This is a genomic window from Candidatus Hadarchaeales archaeon (assembly GCA_038823825.1).
Taxonomy (GTDB): domain Archaea; phylum Hadarchaeota; class Hadarchaeia; order Hadarchaeales; family Hadarchaeaceae; genus JAVZGN01.
In genome coordinates, this window is sequence record JAWBCC010000001.1 from 167,198 (window position 1) to 184,074 (window position 16,877).

The 16,877-nt window shown below is 44.9% G+C and carries 16 protein-coding genes; 8 read left to right on the forward strand and 8 right to left on the reverse strand.

The window, feature by feature from the left end:
* Positions 1-8 precede the first annotated feature (8 nt).
* The gene (locus QXF64_00815) at positions 9-815 is read right to left on the reverse strand and encodes a sulfide-dependent adenosine diphosphate thiazole synthase (protein MEM1689037.1); all 807 of its coding nucleotides are present in this window, start codon (positions 813-815) and stop codon (positions 9-11) included.
* A 46-nt stretch (positions 816-861) separates the two neighbouring features.
* A complete protein-coding gene (gene purU / locus QXF64_00820; protein ID MEM1689038.1) occupies positions 862-1,719 on the reverse strand; it encodes a formyltetrahydrofolate deformylase in 858 nt (285 codons plus the stop codon).
* A gap of 87 nt (positions 1,720-1,806) precedes the next feature.
* Here purU and QXF64_00825 point away from each other — a divergent pair, with 87 nt between their 5' ends.
* The gene (locus tag QXF64_00825; GenBank protein ID MEM1689039.1) at positions 1,807-3,345 is read left to right on the forward strand and encodes a flippase; all 1,539 of its coding nucleotides are present in this window, start codon (positions 1,807-1,809) and stop codon (positions 3,343-3,345) included.
* Between the two features lie 3 nt (positions 3,346-3,348).
* On the opposite strand, the gene QXF64_00830 is transcribed toward QXF64_00825, so the two are convergent.
* The 4 genes from QXF64_00830 to QXF64_00845 are packed head-to-tail and all read right to left on the reverse strand — an operon-like array spanning position 3,349 to position 8,258.
* Positions 3,349-4,071, reverse strand: coding sequence for an acylneuraminate cytidylyltransferase family protein (locus QXF64_00830; GenBank protein MEM1689040.1), 723 nt, complete (start codon positions 4,069-4,071; stop codon positions 3,349-3,351).
* Positions 4,056-5,948 (reverse strand): transketolase C-terminal domain-containing protein, encoded by a 1,893-nt coding sequence (locus QXF64_00835; protein ID MEM1689041.1) that lies wholly within the window; start codon positions 5,946-5,948, stop codon positions 4,056-4,058. The genes QXF64_00830 and QXF64_00835 overlap by 16 nt, the downstream gene beginning before the upstream one ends.
* Positions 5,949-5,950: 2 nt before the next feature.
* The gene (locus tag QXF64_00840) at positions 5,951-7,459 is read right to left on the reverse strand and encodes an aldehyde dehydrogenase family protein (GenBank protein MEM1689042.1); all 1,509 of its coding nucleotides are present in this window, start codon (positions 7,457-7,459) and stop codon (positions 5,951-5,953) included.
* Positions 7,437-8,258, reverse strand: a complete 822-nt coding sequence (locus QXF64_00845; protein ID MEM1689043.1) for an SDR family oxidoreductase — start codon at positions 8,256-8,258, stop codon at positions 7,437-7,439. Before QXF64_00845 ends, QXF64_00840 begins: the two co-directional genes overlap by 23 nt.
* A 101-nt stretch (positions 8,259-8,359) precedes the next feature.
* On the opposite strand from QXF64_00845, the gene QXF64_00850 reads away from it, so the two are divergent.
* The gene (locus QXF64_00850) at positions 8,360-9,418 is read left to right on the forward strand and encodes an N-acetylneuraminate synthase family protein (GenBank protein MEM1689044.1); all 1,059 of its coding nucleotides are present in this window, start codon (positions 8,360-8,362) and stop codon (positions 9,416-9,418) included.
* On the opposite strand, the gene QXF64_00855 is transcribed toward QXF64_00850, so the two are convergent.
* Positions 9,387-9,908 carry an HAD hydrolase family protein gene (locus QXF64_00855; GenBank protein MEM1689045.1) on the reverse strand — a complete coding sequence of 174 codons (522 nt, stop codon included), beginning with the start codon at positions 9,906-9,908 and terminating at the stop codon, positions 9,387-9,389. The genes QXF64_00850 and QXF64_00855 overlap by 32 nt on opposite strands.
* Before the next feature lie 66 nt (positions 9,909-9,974).
* Here QXF64_00855 and QXF64_00860 point away from each other — a divergent pair, with 66 nt between their 5' ends.
* From QXF64_00860 to pseI, 6 genes are all read left to right on the forward strand, one after another.
* Positions 9,975-11,399, forward strand: a complete 1,425-nt coding sequence (locus QXF64_00860) for a CDP-glycerol glycerophosphotransferase family protein (protein MEM1689046.1) — start codon at positions 9,975-9,977, stop codon at positions 11,397-11,399.
* 3 nt (positions 11,400-11,402) lie between these two features.
* Positions 11,403-12,395 carry a hypothetical protein gene (locus QXF64_00865; GenBank protein ID MEM1689047.1) on the forward strand — a complete coding sequence of 331 codons (993 nt, stop codon included), beginning with the start codon at positions 11,403-11,405 and terminating at the stop codon, positions 12,393-12,395.
* 148 nt (positions 12,396-12,543) lie between these two features.
* Complete coding sequence (locus QXF64_00870; GenBank protein MEM1689048.1) at positions 12,544-13,272, forward strand: hypothetical protein; 729 nt, start codon at positions 12,544-12,546, stop codon at positions 13,270-13,272.
* A complete protein-coding gene (locus tag QXF64_00875) occupies positions 13,235-13,912 on the forward strand; it encodes a PIG-L deacetylase family protein (protein ID MEM1689049.1) in 678 nt (225 codons plus the stop codon). Before QXF64_00870 ends, QXF64_00875 begins: the two co-directional genes overlap by 38 nt.
* 16 nt (positions 13,913-13,928) lie before the next feature.
* Positions 13,929-14,528, forward strand: coding sequence for a UDP-4-amino-4,6-dideoxy-N-acetyl-beta-L-altrosamine N-acetyltransferase (pseH, locus tag QXF64_00880; GenBank protein MEM1689050.1), 600 nt, complete (start codon positions 13,929-13,931; stop codon positions 14,526-14,528).
* Entirely contained in the window at positions 14,500-15,552 is a 1,053-nt protein-coding gene (gene pseI / locus QXF64_00885) for a pseudaminic acid synthase (GenBank protein MEM1689051.1), read from the forward strand. The genes pseH and pseI overlap by 29 nt, the downstream gene beginning before the upstream one ends.
* Before the next feature lie 3 nt (positions 15,553-15,555).
* Here pseI and QXF64_00890 read toward each other — a convergent pair whose 3' ends face one another.
* Positions 15,556-16,872: an aminotransferase class III-fold pyridoxal phosphate-dependent enzyme gene (locus tag QXF64_00890; GenBank protein MEM1689052.1), complete on the reverse strand. Its 1,317-nt coding sequence runs from the start codon at positions 16,870-16,872 to the stop codon at positions 15,556-15,558.
* Positions 16,873-16,877 lie beyond the last annotated feature (5 nt).

A 16,877-nucleotide genomic window follows, 5' to 3' on the forward strand; every position in this document is an offset into this window, starting at 1 on the left:
CTGTTTTTCTAAATCTTCCTATGCAAAATTTCAAGAGAAATCTCGGCCGCTCGCTTGCCTGAGAGGAGCATTCCCCCAAATATTGCCCCCATTCTTGGGGATCCGAAAACCGTGTTTGCAGCCATACCAGTTACAATTAATCCCGGCCATATCTCCCTAGTGTTGCTCAGCACCTCTTCTTCAGCTTTTTCAGCCCACATCGGTCCCTCTCCGATAACCACACCAGTCTTAGTAGGAAATCTAGCCTCAGGGATCTTTTTCTGCACGATTCTAGCTATTGATGCGTCATGACCCGTCGCATCTATGACAATCTTGGATTTCACCGCCACCGGGTCGACATGCATGCCGGCAATCTGTACGGCTTTCCAGTTCAGAACGATTCCGCAGATTTTCCCCTCTTCTCGGACAACAACATCTTCCGCAGCCATCCCTACCATTATGTTTGCGCCAGCGTCTATCGCTCTGGCTGCGAGTTTGCAGATCACCTCGACCGAATCAGCAGTATACAATCCACTGCCGGCTTCCTTCATTTTGATTCCTATCTCTTCGAGAATGCTTCGGGCGCTCTCCTGCACGACAACTTTTGGAAAAAGAACTCCTCCGCCCCACATTCCTCCTCCTATGTGGAGGTTTCTCTCGAACACCCCCACTCTGACTTTTTTCTCCGCCAGATATTTAGCCGCGGTGAGGCCAGAAGGGCCCGCTCCGACAACAGCAACATCTAGGTCGAGAAGCTTTTGAAAATCGGACGTGAATCGCTCGAGAATCGCTTTGGTTATCGATTCCTCCTCGATGTTTTGAGCTCTTTTAAACATTCATAACCACCCGGTAATTCTAGGATTTCCACTTCTTAATGGGTTTCTACTCGAAAATTATCGTTTTATTTTCGTAGACCAAGAGTCTTCTCTCGCAGTAGAGACGAACGGATTCGCTGAGAATCGTTTTTTCAAGATCTTCGCTCCTTCTCATAATGTCCGCCAGGCTGTCCTTATGAGAAATCCGGACGACGTCTTGATAGATAATGGGTCCTTCGTCTATCTCCTCTGTGACGAAGTGAACGGTTGCGCCGATGAGTTTCACACCTCTCCTGTACGCTTGTGTGAACGGGTCTTTTCCTGGAAAGGCTGGAAGGAAGGAAGGATGAACACTTATCACTCTGTTTCTGAATTGATTGACGAAATATGACGATAAAATCTTCCCATAACGGGCTAAGACGACAAGCTCGACTTTTTCCTTCCTTAGCAGCTCCACTTGCTTTCTCTCACCTTCCTCTCTCCTTGCTGGGTCCACTGGGATGTGATAAAATGGAACACCGAACATTTTGGCCACATCGCTGGCATCCGTTTTGTCACCTATGATCAAAGGAATCTCACAGCGTAATCTACCCTCCCTCCACTTAGCCAAGAGGTCGTAAAGGCAATGGAGAAGCCTGGAGACCATGATTGCGATTCTCGGTTTCTCCGAGCTGAAGTGGATTTCCCAATCCGCCTTCAAGTCAGAAGCAAGCGGCTGAAAAGCCTCTCTAAGTCGCACTTTAGGGATTTTGAAATCTTCGAGCGTCCACTCAACCCTGGCGAAGTATCTTTTGAATTCTTCGTCGACATGCTGGTCGAAATGAATGATGTTTCCATCGTTCTGCCATATGAAGTTAGATATTCTTGCGTCTATTCCCCGAGCGTCCGGGCACGACAGAAGGAGAATCGCCGTTTCCATCCTCATAAGCTCTCTTTCCCAGTTTTTATTACTTGTTTAGAAATCTCCCAATTGTTTTATTTCTTTGTTTGAGAAAAATAAGGAGGTGAATCGTTGTCAGAGGCTGAAAAATACGCGAAGTACATGGTCCGCGGAAGCATCACAATCTTCCTATCCTTTGTTCTATCCGGTCTAGCCGCTCTGCTGATCAGGATAGTCCTGGCCAGAAATCTAACCCCAGAAGAGTATGGAATGGTCTATGCTGCATTTTATTTCGTGAGCTTTTTTGGTTTCTTCAGGGAGCTGGGTCTGACGGCATCTCTTACGAAATATATCCCCGAGTTTCTGACAAAAAAGGATTATTCATCGATACGTGCATCCATAAAATTCGTTCTGCTTCTTCAAGTGGCCATAGTTGGTGCGGTTTCAACAGTTTTATTCTTTCTCTCACCATACATTGCCTCAGGCTTTATCGGACAACCGGGAGCCACCCAAATTCTCCGATATTTCACGATATGGCTTTTTCTCTCCATCTTTTATTCAACTTTGCTCAGCATTTTTCAAGGCTTCCGCGATATAGCTGCGCACGGTTTACTGACGGCTGGTTTTGAAATATCAATTTTGGTTTTTCTGGTTCCCCTCCTATTTCTTTTCAATTTGGGGGCAAACGGCGCCGCTTTAGCCTATCTTTTCGGTACTCTAGTTCTCTCCGTTATATTCCTTTTTTACCTTAGACTTAAGCACGGCGAAATATTCTCAGTTCCCTCGGCTCAGCTCAAAATCGTTGCACGTCCTCTTCTTCTCTTTTCGATCCCGCTCGCGCTAGCGAGCATTTTCTCTATGCTCATGAGTTATATTGACACCTGGGCAGTCACCGCCTTCTGTGGCGTAGAAGAGGTTGGATACTATCAGGTTGCACAGCCGACAGCACGTCTGCTATACTATGTGGCCGGATCGATCGTTATCCCGCTTTTTCCCTTGATTTCGGAGCTCTGGGCAAAAAACGATAGGTCATTTTTGAGCGGCGTAGTTTCGTCCATATTGAGTTTTTCATTTCTATTAATGATGCCTTTTGTTTTGGTTTTCATAGCTTTTCCAGAGGTCGTCATTCGCATCCTTTTCGGAGAAGGATATGTCGCTGGTGCACCCGTTCTTCAAATCTTCGCAGTAACTGCCTTGATATCGCTTTTATACAAAATCTTCAGCACGACAGCCGCGGGAATAGGAAAACCGAAGGCAATCTTGACCGTAGCGATCAGCATGGGTGTGGCGGCGATCGCTTTTAACATGACTTTGGTCCCTGTCTGGGGCATGAAAGGCGCAGCCTTTTCTCAGCTTATCGCTCACATGGCTGGTTTTGTCGTATACGCTGCATATTTGCGCAGATTTATAAAATTCTCTCTTCCAGTCTCCCCCATGATAAAAACAATAACTGGAAGCGTTTTTACTCTTCTGATTGTCTGGAGTCTAAAATCGATTTTGATTCTTCCAGTCTTCATTGAGACAGCGATCGTTGCGTTCGCAGGTCTGCTATTTTACCTCATCTGGATTATTGCGACAAAGGCCTTGACAAGAGATGACATCGCTCTTCTGGTGAGAGCATTCCCAATTCCGCGGAGACTTGTTACATGGGCTGCAAGATATTTCAAATAATCTTCAGAGAAAACCTCTTTTCATGAGTTCTTCCGCGATGATGAAGTCAAGCTCTGTGTTTATGTCAAAGGATTCCATTTCATCCATTACCAAAGCTAGGATCTCGTCCCCGGTCACGGATTTTTTCTCCCAAATGGTTTTCGGTCTTATCACGTCTATGCAGGCGTTTTGTATGTAAACCTTGGGTAAAATCTGGTATGGTAAGCTGTGTCCATTTTTTGGTTTTTTATCAAGTGGTACGAACGATTTAAGTCTATTCCCCTCAATTACCCACATCTTGTAAGGATGTTCCTTACATAGCCTGACTGATCGAAGCGAATCCGCGTCTGGATTCTCAAGCATCATCTCTATCGCTTTATCGATTGTTGAAGGTTTAAGAAAAGGCGAGGTGGGAAATAGCTTGACCACGAGGTCCGGGATGTACCCCTCATTGTCCCGCAACCAGTTAAGGGCATGCTCTATGGCGTAAAACTCGGGGGAATCCTCTTTTGCGAATTCTTTTGGACGGTAAAATGGAACCTCTGCTCCACACTCTCTGGCAACCTTGGCAATTTCCTCGTCATCGGTTGAAACGATTATTCTGTTTATATATTTGGATTTTCTCGCAGCCTGTATTACGTAGTAAATAAGGGGCTGTCCCGCGAGCGGTCTGATGTTCTTTCTCGGAACCCTTACGGAGCCACCTCTGGCAAGAATCAGTCCCAAAATCTTCATTTCCCGAGCCATTTCTTCACCTTTTGTTTTATGCTCTCCGCATCAAGTCCAAAATAAGCCAAAATTTCTCCATTTTCTCCGGATTTCCCGTACCCTTCTATTCCTATTGTGTAGATTCTTCTGCCAAGTATTCTGTTTAGCTCTTCCGATATCCCACCTTTTGTAGAATGATTTTCTAAACAGATCACAGTTTCAAAGTCTTCCGTCTCTCTCAGGAGCCATTCTTCGTCAATTCTGTTCAGCCAAGGTAGGTCTATTATTTTGACTTTTATCTCATCTTTTTCCAACATTTGGCGGGCAATCAGAGCCTCGGAAAGCATGGTCGGACCATAACCTATCATAACGGCATCTTTCCCATCCGCCAACTTTATTCCCTTGCCAAGTTCGAGTTTTTGTTCTTTCCATGGTATTTGCAACCTTGGAATGTTGTGCTCAAGCCTAAGGTAACTTGGCCCATCGTAATCGAAGACCAAAAACTCAAAGATTCTTCTCAACTCCTCTTTGCATGAAGGCGCGGAGAGTAGAAGATTTGGAATGTTTCGCAGGAGGGCTATATCTCTGATTCCTTGGTGAGATTTTCCCGGTTTTGCGGGGAGGATTCCGGCGAGATGACCGACATAGATTATCTTTGAACCCTCAGAGCAGTTATTGAAAATTTGTTCATTTGCTCTGGAGGTTAGAAATGCGGCATAGGTGTTTACAATTGGAAGCTTGCCGGCGAGAGCGAGTCCACCGGCTATCGAAACCATGTCCTGTTCCGCGATTCCGACTTCCACAAACCTCTCGGGAAAGGTTATCTGGAATTCGCGCAGGCCGCAGGACTCCGCGAGATCTGCATCGAGCACGATTAACTCTTTTTTCTTTCCTCCTACATCGACCAGAATTTGTGAGAAAGCTTCGACTAGAGACTCTCCGGGTTTTGGAGGTTTTTCTGCTAAATCTGGGCGGAAGACGGGGAAAGCTATGGGAATTTTATGTCTAGCCAACTTTTTCTTTATTCTCGTTGCAATTTCCCCCCAAGCTTTCCGATATTCTTCTCCGAAGGGGAGTTTATCGTGCCATTTGTAGAATCCCTTGCCGGACTTGAGAGCCACAGGATGTTCCATGAAAGAAACACCCTTTCCTTTTATCGTGTTGAGAATGATGGCTTTCGGTTTACCCCTTATTTTCCTTATTTTTTTCAGAACTCTCAAGATTTTGCCAATATCATGCCCGTTTGTGACCTCAACATGCCATCCGAATGATTTCAGTTTTTCTCTGATTGGGGAGATATCGACGACTCTTTCAACAGGCATGTCGGTTTGTACATAGTTTCTATCAATGAGCAGGTAAAGGTTATCGAGTTTCCAGTGACTCGCTGAGAGAACGGCCTCCCAATTTTGTCCCTCTTGGAGTTCGCCGTCTCCAACCAGAACATAAACGGACTTCTTAACCCCATCCAGCTTTGCGCTTAAAGCAAATCCCTTCGCTTTTGATATTCCCATTCCAAGCGAACCGGTGTTTGTTTCCACTCCGGGAGCAGATATCTCGGCATGTCCCTCCAGCCCATTTAACCTTCTAAAGGTTGCCAAACGTTCTGTTGGGAAAAAGCCACAGGATGCCAATGTTGAATAAAGCGCAGCCGCGGCATGTCCCTTGGAGAGAATAAAAACATCTCGTTCGGCGTTTTTTGGATTGGTGGGGTCGATTTTCATTTCGGAGTGATATAAAACTGTCAAAATTTCTACGGCGCTGAAGGATGCTCCTATATGCCCGGATTTTGCGCAGATGATTGTGTTCAAAGCGTTTAATCTGATCATGTCTGCGATAACCGAAAGCTTCTCCTCAAGCTTCATCGTTCTGCATTTTTTGACCTCGTCAAAGTCTGATTTCTCGAAAAAGATTTTCATCCTCAATCCCTTTTGAACTGGACGTTCTGAACTCCTCCACTGTAGTCTATGTAAATCGTCTTAAGCTCGGAGAAGGTTTCGATTGCGGCCCATCCCACCTCCCTGTGGCCACCCGAGTCTTTTACACCGCCGAAAGGTAGATGGACTTCGGAGCCAAAAGTCGGGGCGTTAACGTAGCAAACTCCAGCCTCCATTTTATCAAGGGCTTCCATAGCTCTGTTGACGTTTCTAGTGAAGATTGATGCAGAGAGACCGTAGTTTGTTGAGTTGTGGACTTTTATGGCTTCCTCGAAGGAGTCAACTTTCATCACAGCGAGAACCGGGCCGAAGATTTCCTCTCTGGCGATCCTCATCTCGGGCTTGACCTCGGTGAAAATGGTTGGCTCAAAGTATAATCCTCTTGAATAATCCCCCTCTGTCAACCTTCTTCCCCCGAGGATCAGTTTGGCTCCTTCTCTTTTTCCTATCTCCACGTATGTGATGATCTTGTTCAGTTGTCTCTCGCTTATCACTGGGCCTATCTCCGTAGTTTCATCTTCTGGATGTCCGACTTTCATCTTTTTTGTTCGATCTACAAGTCTTTCGATAAATTCCTCGTAAATTTCTGCGTGGACGATTGCTCTGCTCGTTGCCGTACAACGCTGTCCAGAGACTGTGAAAGCACCGCGTGCAACCGCATCCACGGCTAGCTCCAAGTCACAATCCTCCATAACTATCGCAGCATTCTTTCCGCCGAGTTCGAGCGAGACCTTGGCGAGTCTCTCCCCGCAGATGGAAGCGATTTTTCTTCCAACTTCCGTTGATCCGGTGAAAGAGATGAGTCTGACTCTCTTGTTTCTAACGAGAGCCTCTCCAGCTTCTTCTCCAATTCCCTGTACCATATTGAAAACTCCTGGAGGAAGCTCAGATTCCGCAAAAACTTCCGCTATCTTCGTTGCCGCGAAAGGTGCCTCTTCCGATGGCTTTACGACAACAGTATTCCCACAGATTAGGGCGGGAAAAACTTTCCAACATATCAGATTAATCGGAAAATTCCAAGGGACGATGATGCCGCAGACTCCTATTGGAAATCTTCTGGTCATTGCCAGCCTTTTCGGGAGTTCGGAAAAAGTTGTTCTTCCATACAGGCGTCTTCCTTCGCCTGCCATAAAATCGCACATGTCTATGGCAGCTTTTATCTCGCCCAGGGCATCCCTCATCGTTTTGCCAACATCTTTTACGAGAGCTTTAGCCAGCTCCTCCTTCCTCTTTCTAAGAAGTTCGCTTATCTGTTGAAGCATTCTTCCCCTAATGGGGGGAGGTGTCTCTGACCATTCCCTGAAAGCCTTCTCGGCCGCCTCCACGGCTTTTTCAACGTCTCGTTCATCAGACTTAGGAAAGAGACCGATCACTTCGTCCGTGTTTGCGGGATTTCTTCTCTCAAAGGTTCTGCCGGAAGTTGTCTCGACCCATTCTCCACCTATGAAGTTGCGGAAAACTTCGGGCATGTCACCACGCCGTGTAACCTCCATCTATTACGATGTTCGCTCCAGTCATGTACGAGGAGGCATCCGAAGCCAGAAAGAGTATTGCACCATTATATTCGTCTTTTCTTGCCATTCTTCCAAGCGGAACCTTTGCTGAATAATTTTTCACGAATTCGGGATCCTGATTGTTGAAAACACCACCAAAAATTAGACAGTTGACCCTGACATTCTTTTTGGCCCAATAAGTTGCAAGATACTTCGTCAGGTTGGAGACGGCTCCTTTGCTCACGCAGTATGAAACCGGCTTTACAAAAGTTTGCCCGCTCTTCAGCTCGTATATGCGTTGATCGGGCGAAACTTCGCCGTAAATGGATGAGATGTTTATGATGCTCCCGCCCCCGCCCCCGGCCATCTTGCTTCCTATGATTTGTGTGCAGAGAATAGTTCCGATGACGTTCACGTCAAGAATCTTGCGAAGCAGATCCTCTGGGTAATTCTCAAATGTTAGAGTTTTTCCACCATATGTAGGTGGCACGTCTATTGCTGCGGCATTTACCAAGATTTTTGGAAAACCCCATTTTTTGACGACGTCTTCGAGGGCACGCTCTATCGAGTCTCTGTCCGTCACATCAACCTTGTAGACGGCAATTCTCTCGCTTTTAAAAAGTTCTCGATATTCCTCAGGGACCTCGGTTTGAAGGTCAAAGACTGCGACCTTCGCCCCTGCGCCGTGGAGAGTTTTTACGAATTCTCTTCCGAGGAGTCCGGTGCCGCCCGTGACTATGGCAACCCTGCCCTCGAGACCAAAAAGCTTGCTTAACATCTCTAAGTCTACTTCCGTCATGCTTCAAAATTGATTTTTCGTGTAGATAAATAGAGTTTTCTGTTTGGGGAAAATTTTTCAAAAATCGTTTTTATTAGAAGAAGTCATCATAATTTGGAAAGATGAAAGAGATAAGAGAGGTCAAGATAGGCAGCAGGTGGGTGGGCGACGACCATCCATGTTACATCGTCGCTGAAATCGGGAACAACCACAACGGTGAGCTCGAGATTGCTAAAAGACTGATCGAGGCTGCTTATGAGTGTGGGGCTGATGCCGTCAAATTCCAAAAGAGGGATATCGATTCTCTAATGACAAATGAACTCAAAAACATGCCTTATCTGAAATACGATTCTTTTGGGGCTACCTATGGCGAACACAGACAAAAATTGGAGCTTCCTGAAGAAGATTGGTATAGGCTTTTCAACTTTGCCAAGAAGCTCGGAATTGATTTTTATGCAACGCCTTTTGATTTCAAAAGCGCCGATTTTCTTGAGAAACTGGGTGTCCCTTGCTTTAAGATAGCCTCCTTTGATGTCACAAATTTGCCATTGATCGATTACGTATGCAAGAAGGGAAAACCGGTTATCCTTTCTACCGGCATGTGCACATGGGAGGAGCTCGATGAGGCGGTCGAAGTCATACGGAGAAATGGAAACGATTTCATCCTCCTCCACTGTGTTTCGGCCTATCCGCACGACAACGAGATGTCAAATCTCCGGATGATTCAGAAGCTGAAAGAAAGATACAAAGTACCGGTCGGATATTCAGGGCACGAGAAATCAGGATTTGTCATTTCGCTTGGAGCCAGAATGATGGGTGCATGTATGATCGAAAGACACTTCACGCTCGATAGGACGATGAAAGGACCTGACCATGCCGCATCTTTAGAGCCGAAAGGTCTAGCCGAACTGGTTAAAAACATCCGTAAGCTGGAGCAGGCCTTCGGAGACGGTGAGAAAAAGATTTTGGACATAGAGATGCCTCTGAGGCTTAAAATGACGAAAAGCATAGTAACGACGCGCTACATAAGGGCTGGAGAGGTCATAAGAAGGGAAGATCTCACCGTTAAATGTCCGGGAACGGGGCTCAAGCCGAAATATATTGACATGCTTGTTGGCAAAGTGGCTAAGAAGGATTTGCCCGAGGATACTATCGTTCCACTTGAGGCTCTCGAGTGGTAGATTTCTTTGCCTCGTAAATCATATCACAGATTTCTCTTACGGCTCCTCTCCCACCTGGATTTTTTGTCACGTAGTCGGCCTCTCTCACTACTTCAGGCATGCTACCTTTTGGCGCAATCGACAATCCGGCAAACCTCATGCATTCGAGATCCGGGGTGTCGTTTCCGACGAAGCAAGCTTCCTGCGGAAGAACTTTCTCTCTTTCCAAGATTTTCTTGAAGGCATTTAGTTTGTTTTTCTCACCCGTCACGCATTCCAATCCTAGTTTTGCGCATCTCTTTTCGACAATCGGATTTATCTCCGAGCTTATTACAACGGTTTTGACGCCGATCTCTTTCAGTTTTTGCAATCCAATTCCGTCTGATCTCCAACAGCAGACCATCTCTCTTCCGTCTTGATCGACGTAAACCTTGTTGTCTGTGAAAACTCCGTCGAAATCGAAGGCTACCAGCTTTATCCTCTTCAGTTTTTCTCTGCTAGGTTTCTTCATCAAAAGAACTTGATAACCTCATGCTTTTAAGAATCGTTAATAAAATCGAACCTCCTAATTTAATGGATGCGGACAATCTTCATGACGATTCCGGATTGGTTTTCGGCCAGAAATATCATCCAAACCGACGCCTTCAGGATATTAAAATCTCAGGAGGACCTGCGGATAGTGGTATTTTCCCCTTTTGCTGGCGGAAGATCTTGTCTGGAAGATTTGCCGGGCGTGAAAGGGGAGAATGTGATTTTTGAGGATCAGGCCAGATATCTACCAAATTTCGTGGAAAGGCTGTTCAGGAAGATGCAGGAACTGATCGTTTTCAACATAAATTACGTAGAAAACGTTTGGTTTAAGGAAAAATATCTGATGAGGGAAAATCTTCTGCTCTACTCGTCTTTTGAGGTTCTCAAAAGAATTCTTGGAAAGAGAAGGTTTCTTCTGAGGTATCTTGACTCTTTAGATTGGCTATTGGCAAGTCCGAAGCACTCGAGATATCTGGAACTCTTCAGGAAATACAAACCGGACCTTGTTTTTTCAACAAACATACTGAGGCATACAGATTGGAAGCTCGTGCAAACAGCCCGCAGAGCAGGGGTTCCAGTAATCTCAATGGTTGCGAATTGGGATCATCTCACAAAGGGGATTCTTCCGCCCTCAGATTTCGTCATCGCTTGGAGCGAGTTCAACAGGAAGGAGTTAATGTCTTACTATGGGTATCATCCGAATCAGATCGCGATTGTCGGAATCCCGCATCAGGATTATTTTGTAAGAGTAAACCCCGAGGAGGCTAAAAGGAAGATAAGAACGGAGCTCGGACTCAAAGAGGAAAAACTTATCCTTTACACAACTGCTCGGAGCATATATTACGAGCCTGAAATAGTGGAGATTTTATGCGAGGCGGTTAGAAAGGGCGAAATCAATTTCCCGGTTCACGTTCACGTCCGCGTTCATCCGGAGGACAACTACGCCAGATATAGGCACATAGAGGAGAAGTATGGCGATTTTGTGACCTTTGAGGGCGGAGGTAAGACCTTGGTTCCAAGAGTCTATTCCGTGAAGGCTCAGACCGAAATGGATACGAGGGGTAAAATGTGGCTACCTGATGAAGGAGATATGATTCACTATGCTGAGCTTCTCTACTCGTGCGATGTTGCTGTCAATATTGCTTCGTCCGTTACCTTGGACTCTGTTGCCGTGGACAAGCCAACAGTCAATATAGCCTTTGACGGATATCGGGAAAGGCCATTCATAGAGTCGACGAGGAGATACTTTTACACCACGCACTACAAAGTAGTTGCGAAGTCTGGTGGGGTTAAAATCGCGAGGAATCCGAAAGAGCTTGTCGATTTCATAAACATGTATCTGGAGAATCCGGAGCTAGACAGGGAAGGGAGAAGGAAAATTGTCGAGGAAAGCGGGGGACCGATTGATGGGAAATGTGGAGAGAGAATCGCAAAGGCTGTTTTAGAATTCCTAAAGAAGACGAGTGGATAAGGAATGCCGTTCAATGTGGTATTTTTCACAGAAGGTGGAGAAAACGCAGGTTTTGGTCACATAACTAGATGCAGGGCTCTTTCCGATGCTTTTGAAGAGGTTGGTAGGGAGACCACTTTCGTTGTAAAAGGCGATGAAAAAATCGTCAAGTTTCTAAATAGGGACGTAGTTTTGGAAAATTGGATCGATGATTTCGAGACGTTCAAAAGCTTTCTTTCTTCCGCCGATCTTGTTGTGATAGACTCGTACTTGGCGTCGCTAGACCATTACCGGTGGGCAAGTGAGTTAAAAAGGTGTCTATTTGTTGACGATTTCAGAAGATTGGACTATCCGCCAAAAAGCATCGTCTTGAATGGAAGCATCTACGCTGAGAAGCTGAGATATCCAAAAAGGAAGGGTGTTCGATATTTATTGGGTTCAAAGTTCGCACCGCTTAGAAGGGCTTTCTGGGAGGTTGAAGAAAAAGTTGTAAATCCGGAGATCGAAAAAATTTTTGTCAGTTTTGGTCTAAATGACACGAGGAGATTGATACCGTCAGTGGTGAAAACTCTTTCCGAGAAATTTCCACAGTGTGAGCTATGCGTTGTCGTAGACCCACAGTCGCCGAGTGGAAAGAAGTTGCTTTCGATGGATTTGAAAAACGTGAAGATTTTCGGAAACTTATCCGCGGAAGAGATGAAGGAACTCATGCTTGAATGCGATGTTGCCGTGAGTGCTGGAGGTCAGACTACATATGAACTCGCCAGAGTTGGAGTACCTTCTGTTCTCATAGCCGTGGCGGAAAATCAGCTCTTGAACTGTAAGGGTTGGCAGGGGGCTGGATTCGCTTATTACGTTGGTTTTGCCGGAAGTGAGAATACACTCCGAAAAATAATCGAGCACCTGAAAAAACTTGAAGACGAAAAAATTAGGTCAAAGATGAGTAAAATTGGGAGAAAATATGTCGACGGGCAGGGGGCTAGAAGAGTTGTTAAAGAATTTCAGAATAGTGGATGAAATCGTTTTGCTAAAGACTTGAGAAACAGTAGTTGGACTCCGGAAGTGGATGGATAAACTCCAATTTGGCTAAAAAGTCGTAAATCTCAAAAATTTATTGCAAGATTAATATAGTCAATTGGTAGACTCAAGTATGGGAGGAATCCAGATGGGTGAGAGCAAAAACATCGTTGTCGCCACAATCAAAAGCTGGAATATTAGGCTGGCAGAAAAACTTCAAAAAGAATTGGAAGGGAAATACAATGTATATATCATGACAAAGAAAGAGGATTTGTCGCCTGAGAATCTAGAGAACATTCGACCGATTTACATCTTTTTTCCCCATTGGTCTTGGATTATTCCACCAGAGGTGTATACGAGATTTGAATGTATAGGTTTTCACATTACAGACTTACCGTATGGTCGAGGAGGAAGTCCACTACAAAATTTGATTTTGAAAAAGAAATACGAAACAAAAATAACAGCTTTTCGGATCGGCAGAGACATAGATGCTGGGGAAATTTATTTGAAAGTCCCATTTTACATAGGATTGGGTAGCGCAGAGGAAATTTTTATTAAAGCATCTGAGATCATTTTCACAAAAATGATTCCTCAAATTTTAGAATCCAGACCAATTCCTGTACCACAAACGGGGGAAGTAGTAATTTTCAAAAGAAGAAGCCCAGAGGAAAGTAATTTAGCAGGAGCAGATATTAAAAATCTCGATGATCTTTATGATTTCATAAGAATGTTGGACGCTGAGGGATACCCCAGAGCTTTCATTAAGATAAATAATGTGGTAATCTTGTTTTCAGAAGCACACAAGAAGGAAGGAAAAGTAGTTGGGAGGTTTGAGGCAGTTGAAGAACAAAATTCTGGCTATAGTAGCGCACCCTGATGATGAAATTTTAGGATGTGGTGGAACTCTAGCCAAGTTTGCAAAACAGGGATGGGAAGTATATGTGCTGAGTCTTAGTCGCGGCGTAACTTCGCGATACGAAAGTGAAGAAAAAAGTAGCAAAAAAAAGATTAGTGAGTTAGAAATTCAGGCTCGAGAGGCAAATAAGATAATTGGCACAAAGCGACTTTTCATGCTCGATTTTCCAGACAATATGTTTGATACAATACCCCTACTTAAAATTGTAAAATCAATTGAAAAAATTAAAAACATGATACGTCCTAGTTTTGTTTTTACTCACTTCAGAGAGGATCTCAATATTGATCATAGAATAACATATGAGGCAACTATTACTGCAATGAGGCCTTTACCTAATGAAACCGTGAAAGAGATACTTTCCTTCGAAATAATGTCTTCAACGGAATGGCGGTACCCCACTCGTTTTTCACCAAATGTATTTGTCGATATATCGGATACGATTGATCTAAAGCTTCATGCCATGGAGGCCTACAAAGAGGAGTTGAGAACACCTCCTCACCCCCGCTCTCTCGAAACTATAAAATTTAATGCGGCAGTTTGGGGAAGTAAAGTTGGTCTAAAATTTGCCGAAGCCTTTGAATTAATACGGAAAGTATGCTAATTTATGGTCTGATAGAATGAAGCAGAAACACGGAAACTTGGCAAATTTACGTCTGAAAAAATTCAAAATTGATGATATAGAGCTGATTAATTTCGTGAATTTAAACAAAGACGAGAAGAACATCGTTTTGAAGATGAGAAATCATGATACAGTGAGGAAGTGGATGTATAATAATAGGATCATCTCGCCGCACGAACATTACCGTTTTATTTGGTCTCTCAAAAAAGATTCAAAAAACTTCTATTTTTTGGTCAGGAGGCAAAACAAATTTATGGGGGTAGTGTATCTAACCAGAGTGGATTTCATGAACAGAAACGGATATTTGGGTCTGTATGCGAATCCTTTTTTTTCTGAGAAAAAAATTGGAACAATTTTGGGAAATATTCTTCTAAAACTTGCTTTCGACATTGCGGGACTTCACACTCTGAAGCTGGAGGTCATAGAGGACAACGAGAGGGCGATACATCTATATAAAAAATTGGGTTTTGTCGAAGAAGGAAGGTTGAGAGAATTTGTCTTCAGAGATGGAAAGTGGAAAGACGTAATTATTATGGGAATGACCGAAGAGGAATATCGGAGAAAGCGTCATGAAAGTGGAGTTGAAAATAGGAGATAGAATAATCGGCGAGGGGCATCCAGTATTCATAGTCGCCGAGCTTTCCGCAAATCATCTTCAAAAGTTGGACTTGGCGAAAGAAACGATAAAAGCCATGAAAAAGGCGGGCGCGGACGCGGTAAAGCTCCAGACTTACACTCCCGATACGCTTACGATAAACTCAAAAAAGGATTATTTTAAAATCAAACAGGGGACGCCTTGGGACGGCCACTATCTCTACGATCTCTACAAACAGGCTTACATGCCTTGGGAATGGCACGAGGAGTTATTTGATCTCGCCAGAAAACTAAATCTCATATGCTTTTCCACACCATACGAGAGAACCGCCGTCGATTTTTTGAAAAAGTTTGATGTTCCAGCCTACAAAATCGCTTCTTTTGAGGTAACCGATATCCCCTTCATCGAATATGTCGCCAGCCAAGGAAAACCGGTGATGATCTCAACGGGAATCGCTACCCTCTCCGATATCGAGGAAGCTCTCACCGCCTGCAGGAGGGTCGGTAATGATCAGGTCATCCTCCTAAAGTGTGTCTCAGAATATCCAACACCTTTGGAAAATGTCAATTTATTGACGATCTCCGACATGAGGAAAAGGTTCGGAGTTCTTGTAGGTCTTTCAGACCACACTCGCGGAATCTCTGTTCCAGTCGCCAGCGTGGCTCTGGGTGCGGTTTTGATAGAAAAGCACTTCATACTGGATAGAACGATCGGCGGACCTGACAGCGCTTTTTCGCTGGAGCCAAGAGAATTCTCGGAGATGGTGAAGGCAGTCAGAGAGGTTGAGAAGGCTCTCGGCAAACCGACCTATGAACTTACGGAAAAACAAAAGAAGAGCCGGCAGTTAGCAAGGTCGCTTTTCGTCGTTAGGGATGTAAAGAAAGGAGAGATGTTTACCGAGGAGAACGTCAGATCGATAAGACCAAACTACGGCCTACCACCGAAGTATCTCAAAGAAATCCTCGGCAGAAGGGCAAAGTTTGACATAGAAGCAGGCACACCCCTGACTTGGGAAATGATAGAGTAAGAATCAGGTTAGCCTCTTGAATCCAGCATGGGCGACTGGTCCTTTCAGCATGCTTTGAACTTTCTCATCCGCGATGGCTTTAGCAAGAATTTCGAAAACTTCGTCGACATTTCCGAGATACTTCTCGATGCATTCTTCTGTGTGGCTATAGGAGACATAAAAGCTCTTGGATGCTAAAAATCCTCTCTCGAGCATTTCCTGCGTGAAGAGAGTGTATATCTCCTGGTTTATCTCTCCATAGCCCAGCTTGTAAGTGGCCAGAGCCGGCATTCCGACAACCTCAAGTTTTAGACCGTTTTCATCTGCCATCTCTTTCCATCCTTTCATAACCTTCTCACCGATTTTTCTCACGTGCGCAGGTACTCTACACCTCTTCAGCTTTCTGATGGTCGCGATAGCCGCCGCCGGTCCTATCCTTTCCGTCCAGTAAGTGCTGCTTATAAAGCTCTCCTGCGCCACATCCATCACTTCTCCTCGCCCGATAACAGCACCCATTGGGAAGCCGTTACTCATAGCCTTCCCGAAAACGGCAATGTCAGGATAGACCCCATAAAGCATGTGAATTCCACCGACATTCATTCTCCACCCCGAAGATATTTCATCAAAAATCAGGACCGCTCCGATTTCGTCGGCGATTTTCCTCACTTTCTGAAGGAAGCCGTTTTTCGGTTCTTGTTCCCTTCTCGGTTCCATCACAATAACTCCAATATCGTCGTTTTCCTGGATGATTTTTTCTAATTCCTCTATCTTGTTGTAATGGAAAGGCAATGCTGTGCCTTTTAGAACTCTGGGAACCCCAAGCGGCTTTAAGCCAGGAAGGAGGTGTCCATCAAGACTTCGCTCATCCGCTAAATTTGCCGCTAGATACCAGTCATGCCAGCCGTGATATCCGCAGAAAGCGATTTTGTCTTTTCGGGTATATGCTCTGGCAATTCTGACAGCAACCGCCATTGCTTCCCCACCAGTTCTTGTATATCTGACCATCTCAGCCCAAGGATGGAGTTTTAAAAGAAGTTCGGCGAGCTCGACCTCTTCCGGAGAGTTCAAGGTACACATCGAGCCCTCGTTTATCACTTTCTTCACGGCTTCGTTCACATCGTCATCCGAGTAACCGAGAATGCAGGCGCCAATCCCCATATATGTATCGATGTATCTGTTTCCATCTAGATCCCACACCTCAACCCCTTTTGCTCGTCGAAAGTACGATGGCCACTGCTCGGGTAGAAACATCTCTGCCCTTTTCGAGAGGAGCTGTGTTCCTCCCGGAATGAGCTTTTTGGCTTTTTTCCAGAGTTTTATACCTTTGCTGGGCTTTCTCACATTCA

Bases quoted from the DNA above. Each gene is read 5' to 3' on its own strand.
- QXF64_00865 (MEM1689047.1), top strand. From the start codon at position 11,403: ATGCCGTTCAATGTGGTATTTTTCACAGAAGGTGGAGAAAACGCAGGT.
- QXF64_00835 (MEM1689041.1), bottom strand. From the start codon at position 5,948: ATGAAAATCTTTTTCGAGAAATCAGACTTTGACGAGGTCAAAAAATGC.
- QXF64_00850 (MEM1689044.1), top strand. From the start codon at position 8,360: ATGAAAGAGATAAGAGAGGTCAAGATAGGCAGCAGGTGGGTGGGCGAC.
- QXF64_00815 (MEM1689037.1), bottom strand. From the start codon at position 815: ATGTTTAAAAGAGCTCAAAACATCGAGGAGGAATCGATAACCAAAGCG.
- pseH (MEM1689050.1), top strand. From the start codon at position 13,929: ATGAAGCAGAAACACGGAAACTTGGCAAATTTACGTCTGAAAAAATTC.
- QXF64_00870 (MEM1689048.1), top strand. From the start codon at position 12,544: ATGGGTGAGAGCAAAAACATCGTTGTCGCCACAATCAAAAGCTGGAAT.
- QXF64_00845 (MEM1689043.1), bottom strand. From the start codon at position 8,258: ATGACGGAAGTAGACTTAGAGATGTTAAGCAAGCTTTTTGGTCTCGAG.
- purU (MEM1689038.1), bottom strand. From the start codon at position 1,719: ATGAGGATGGAAACGGCGATTCTCCTTCTGTCGTGCCCGGACGCTCGG.
- pseI (MEM1689051.1), top strand. From the start codon at position 14,500: ATGAAAGTGGAGTTGAAAATAGGAGATAGAATAATCGGCGAGGGGCAT.
- QXF64_00830 (MEM1689040.1), bottom strand. From the start codon at position 4,071: ATGGCTCGGGAAATGAAGATTTTGGGACTGATTCTTGCCAGAGGTGGC.
- QXF64_00840 (MEM1689042.1), bottom strand. From the start codon at position 7,459: ATGGAGGTTACACGGCGTGGTGACATGCCCGAAGTTTTCCGCAACTTC.
- QXF64_00860 (MEM1689046.1), top strand. From the start codon at position 9,975: ATGCGGACAATCTTCATGACGATTCCGGATTGGTTTTCGGCCAGAAAT.
- QXF64_00855 (MEM1689045.1), bottom strand. From the start codon at position 9,908: ATGAAGAAACCTAGCAGAGAAAAACTGAAGAGGATAAAGCTGGTAGCC.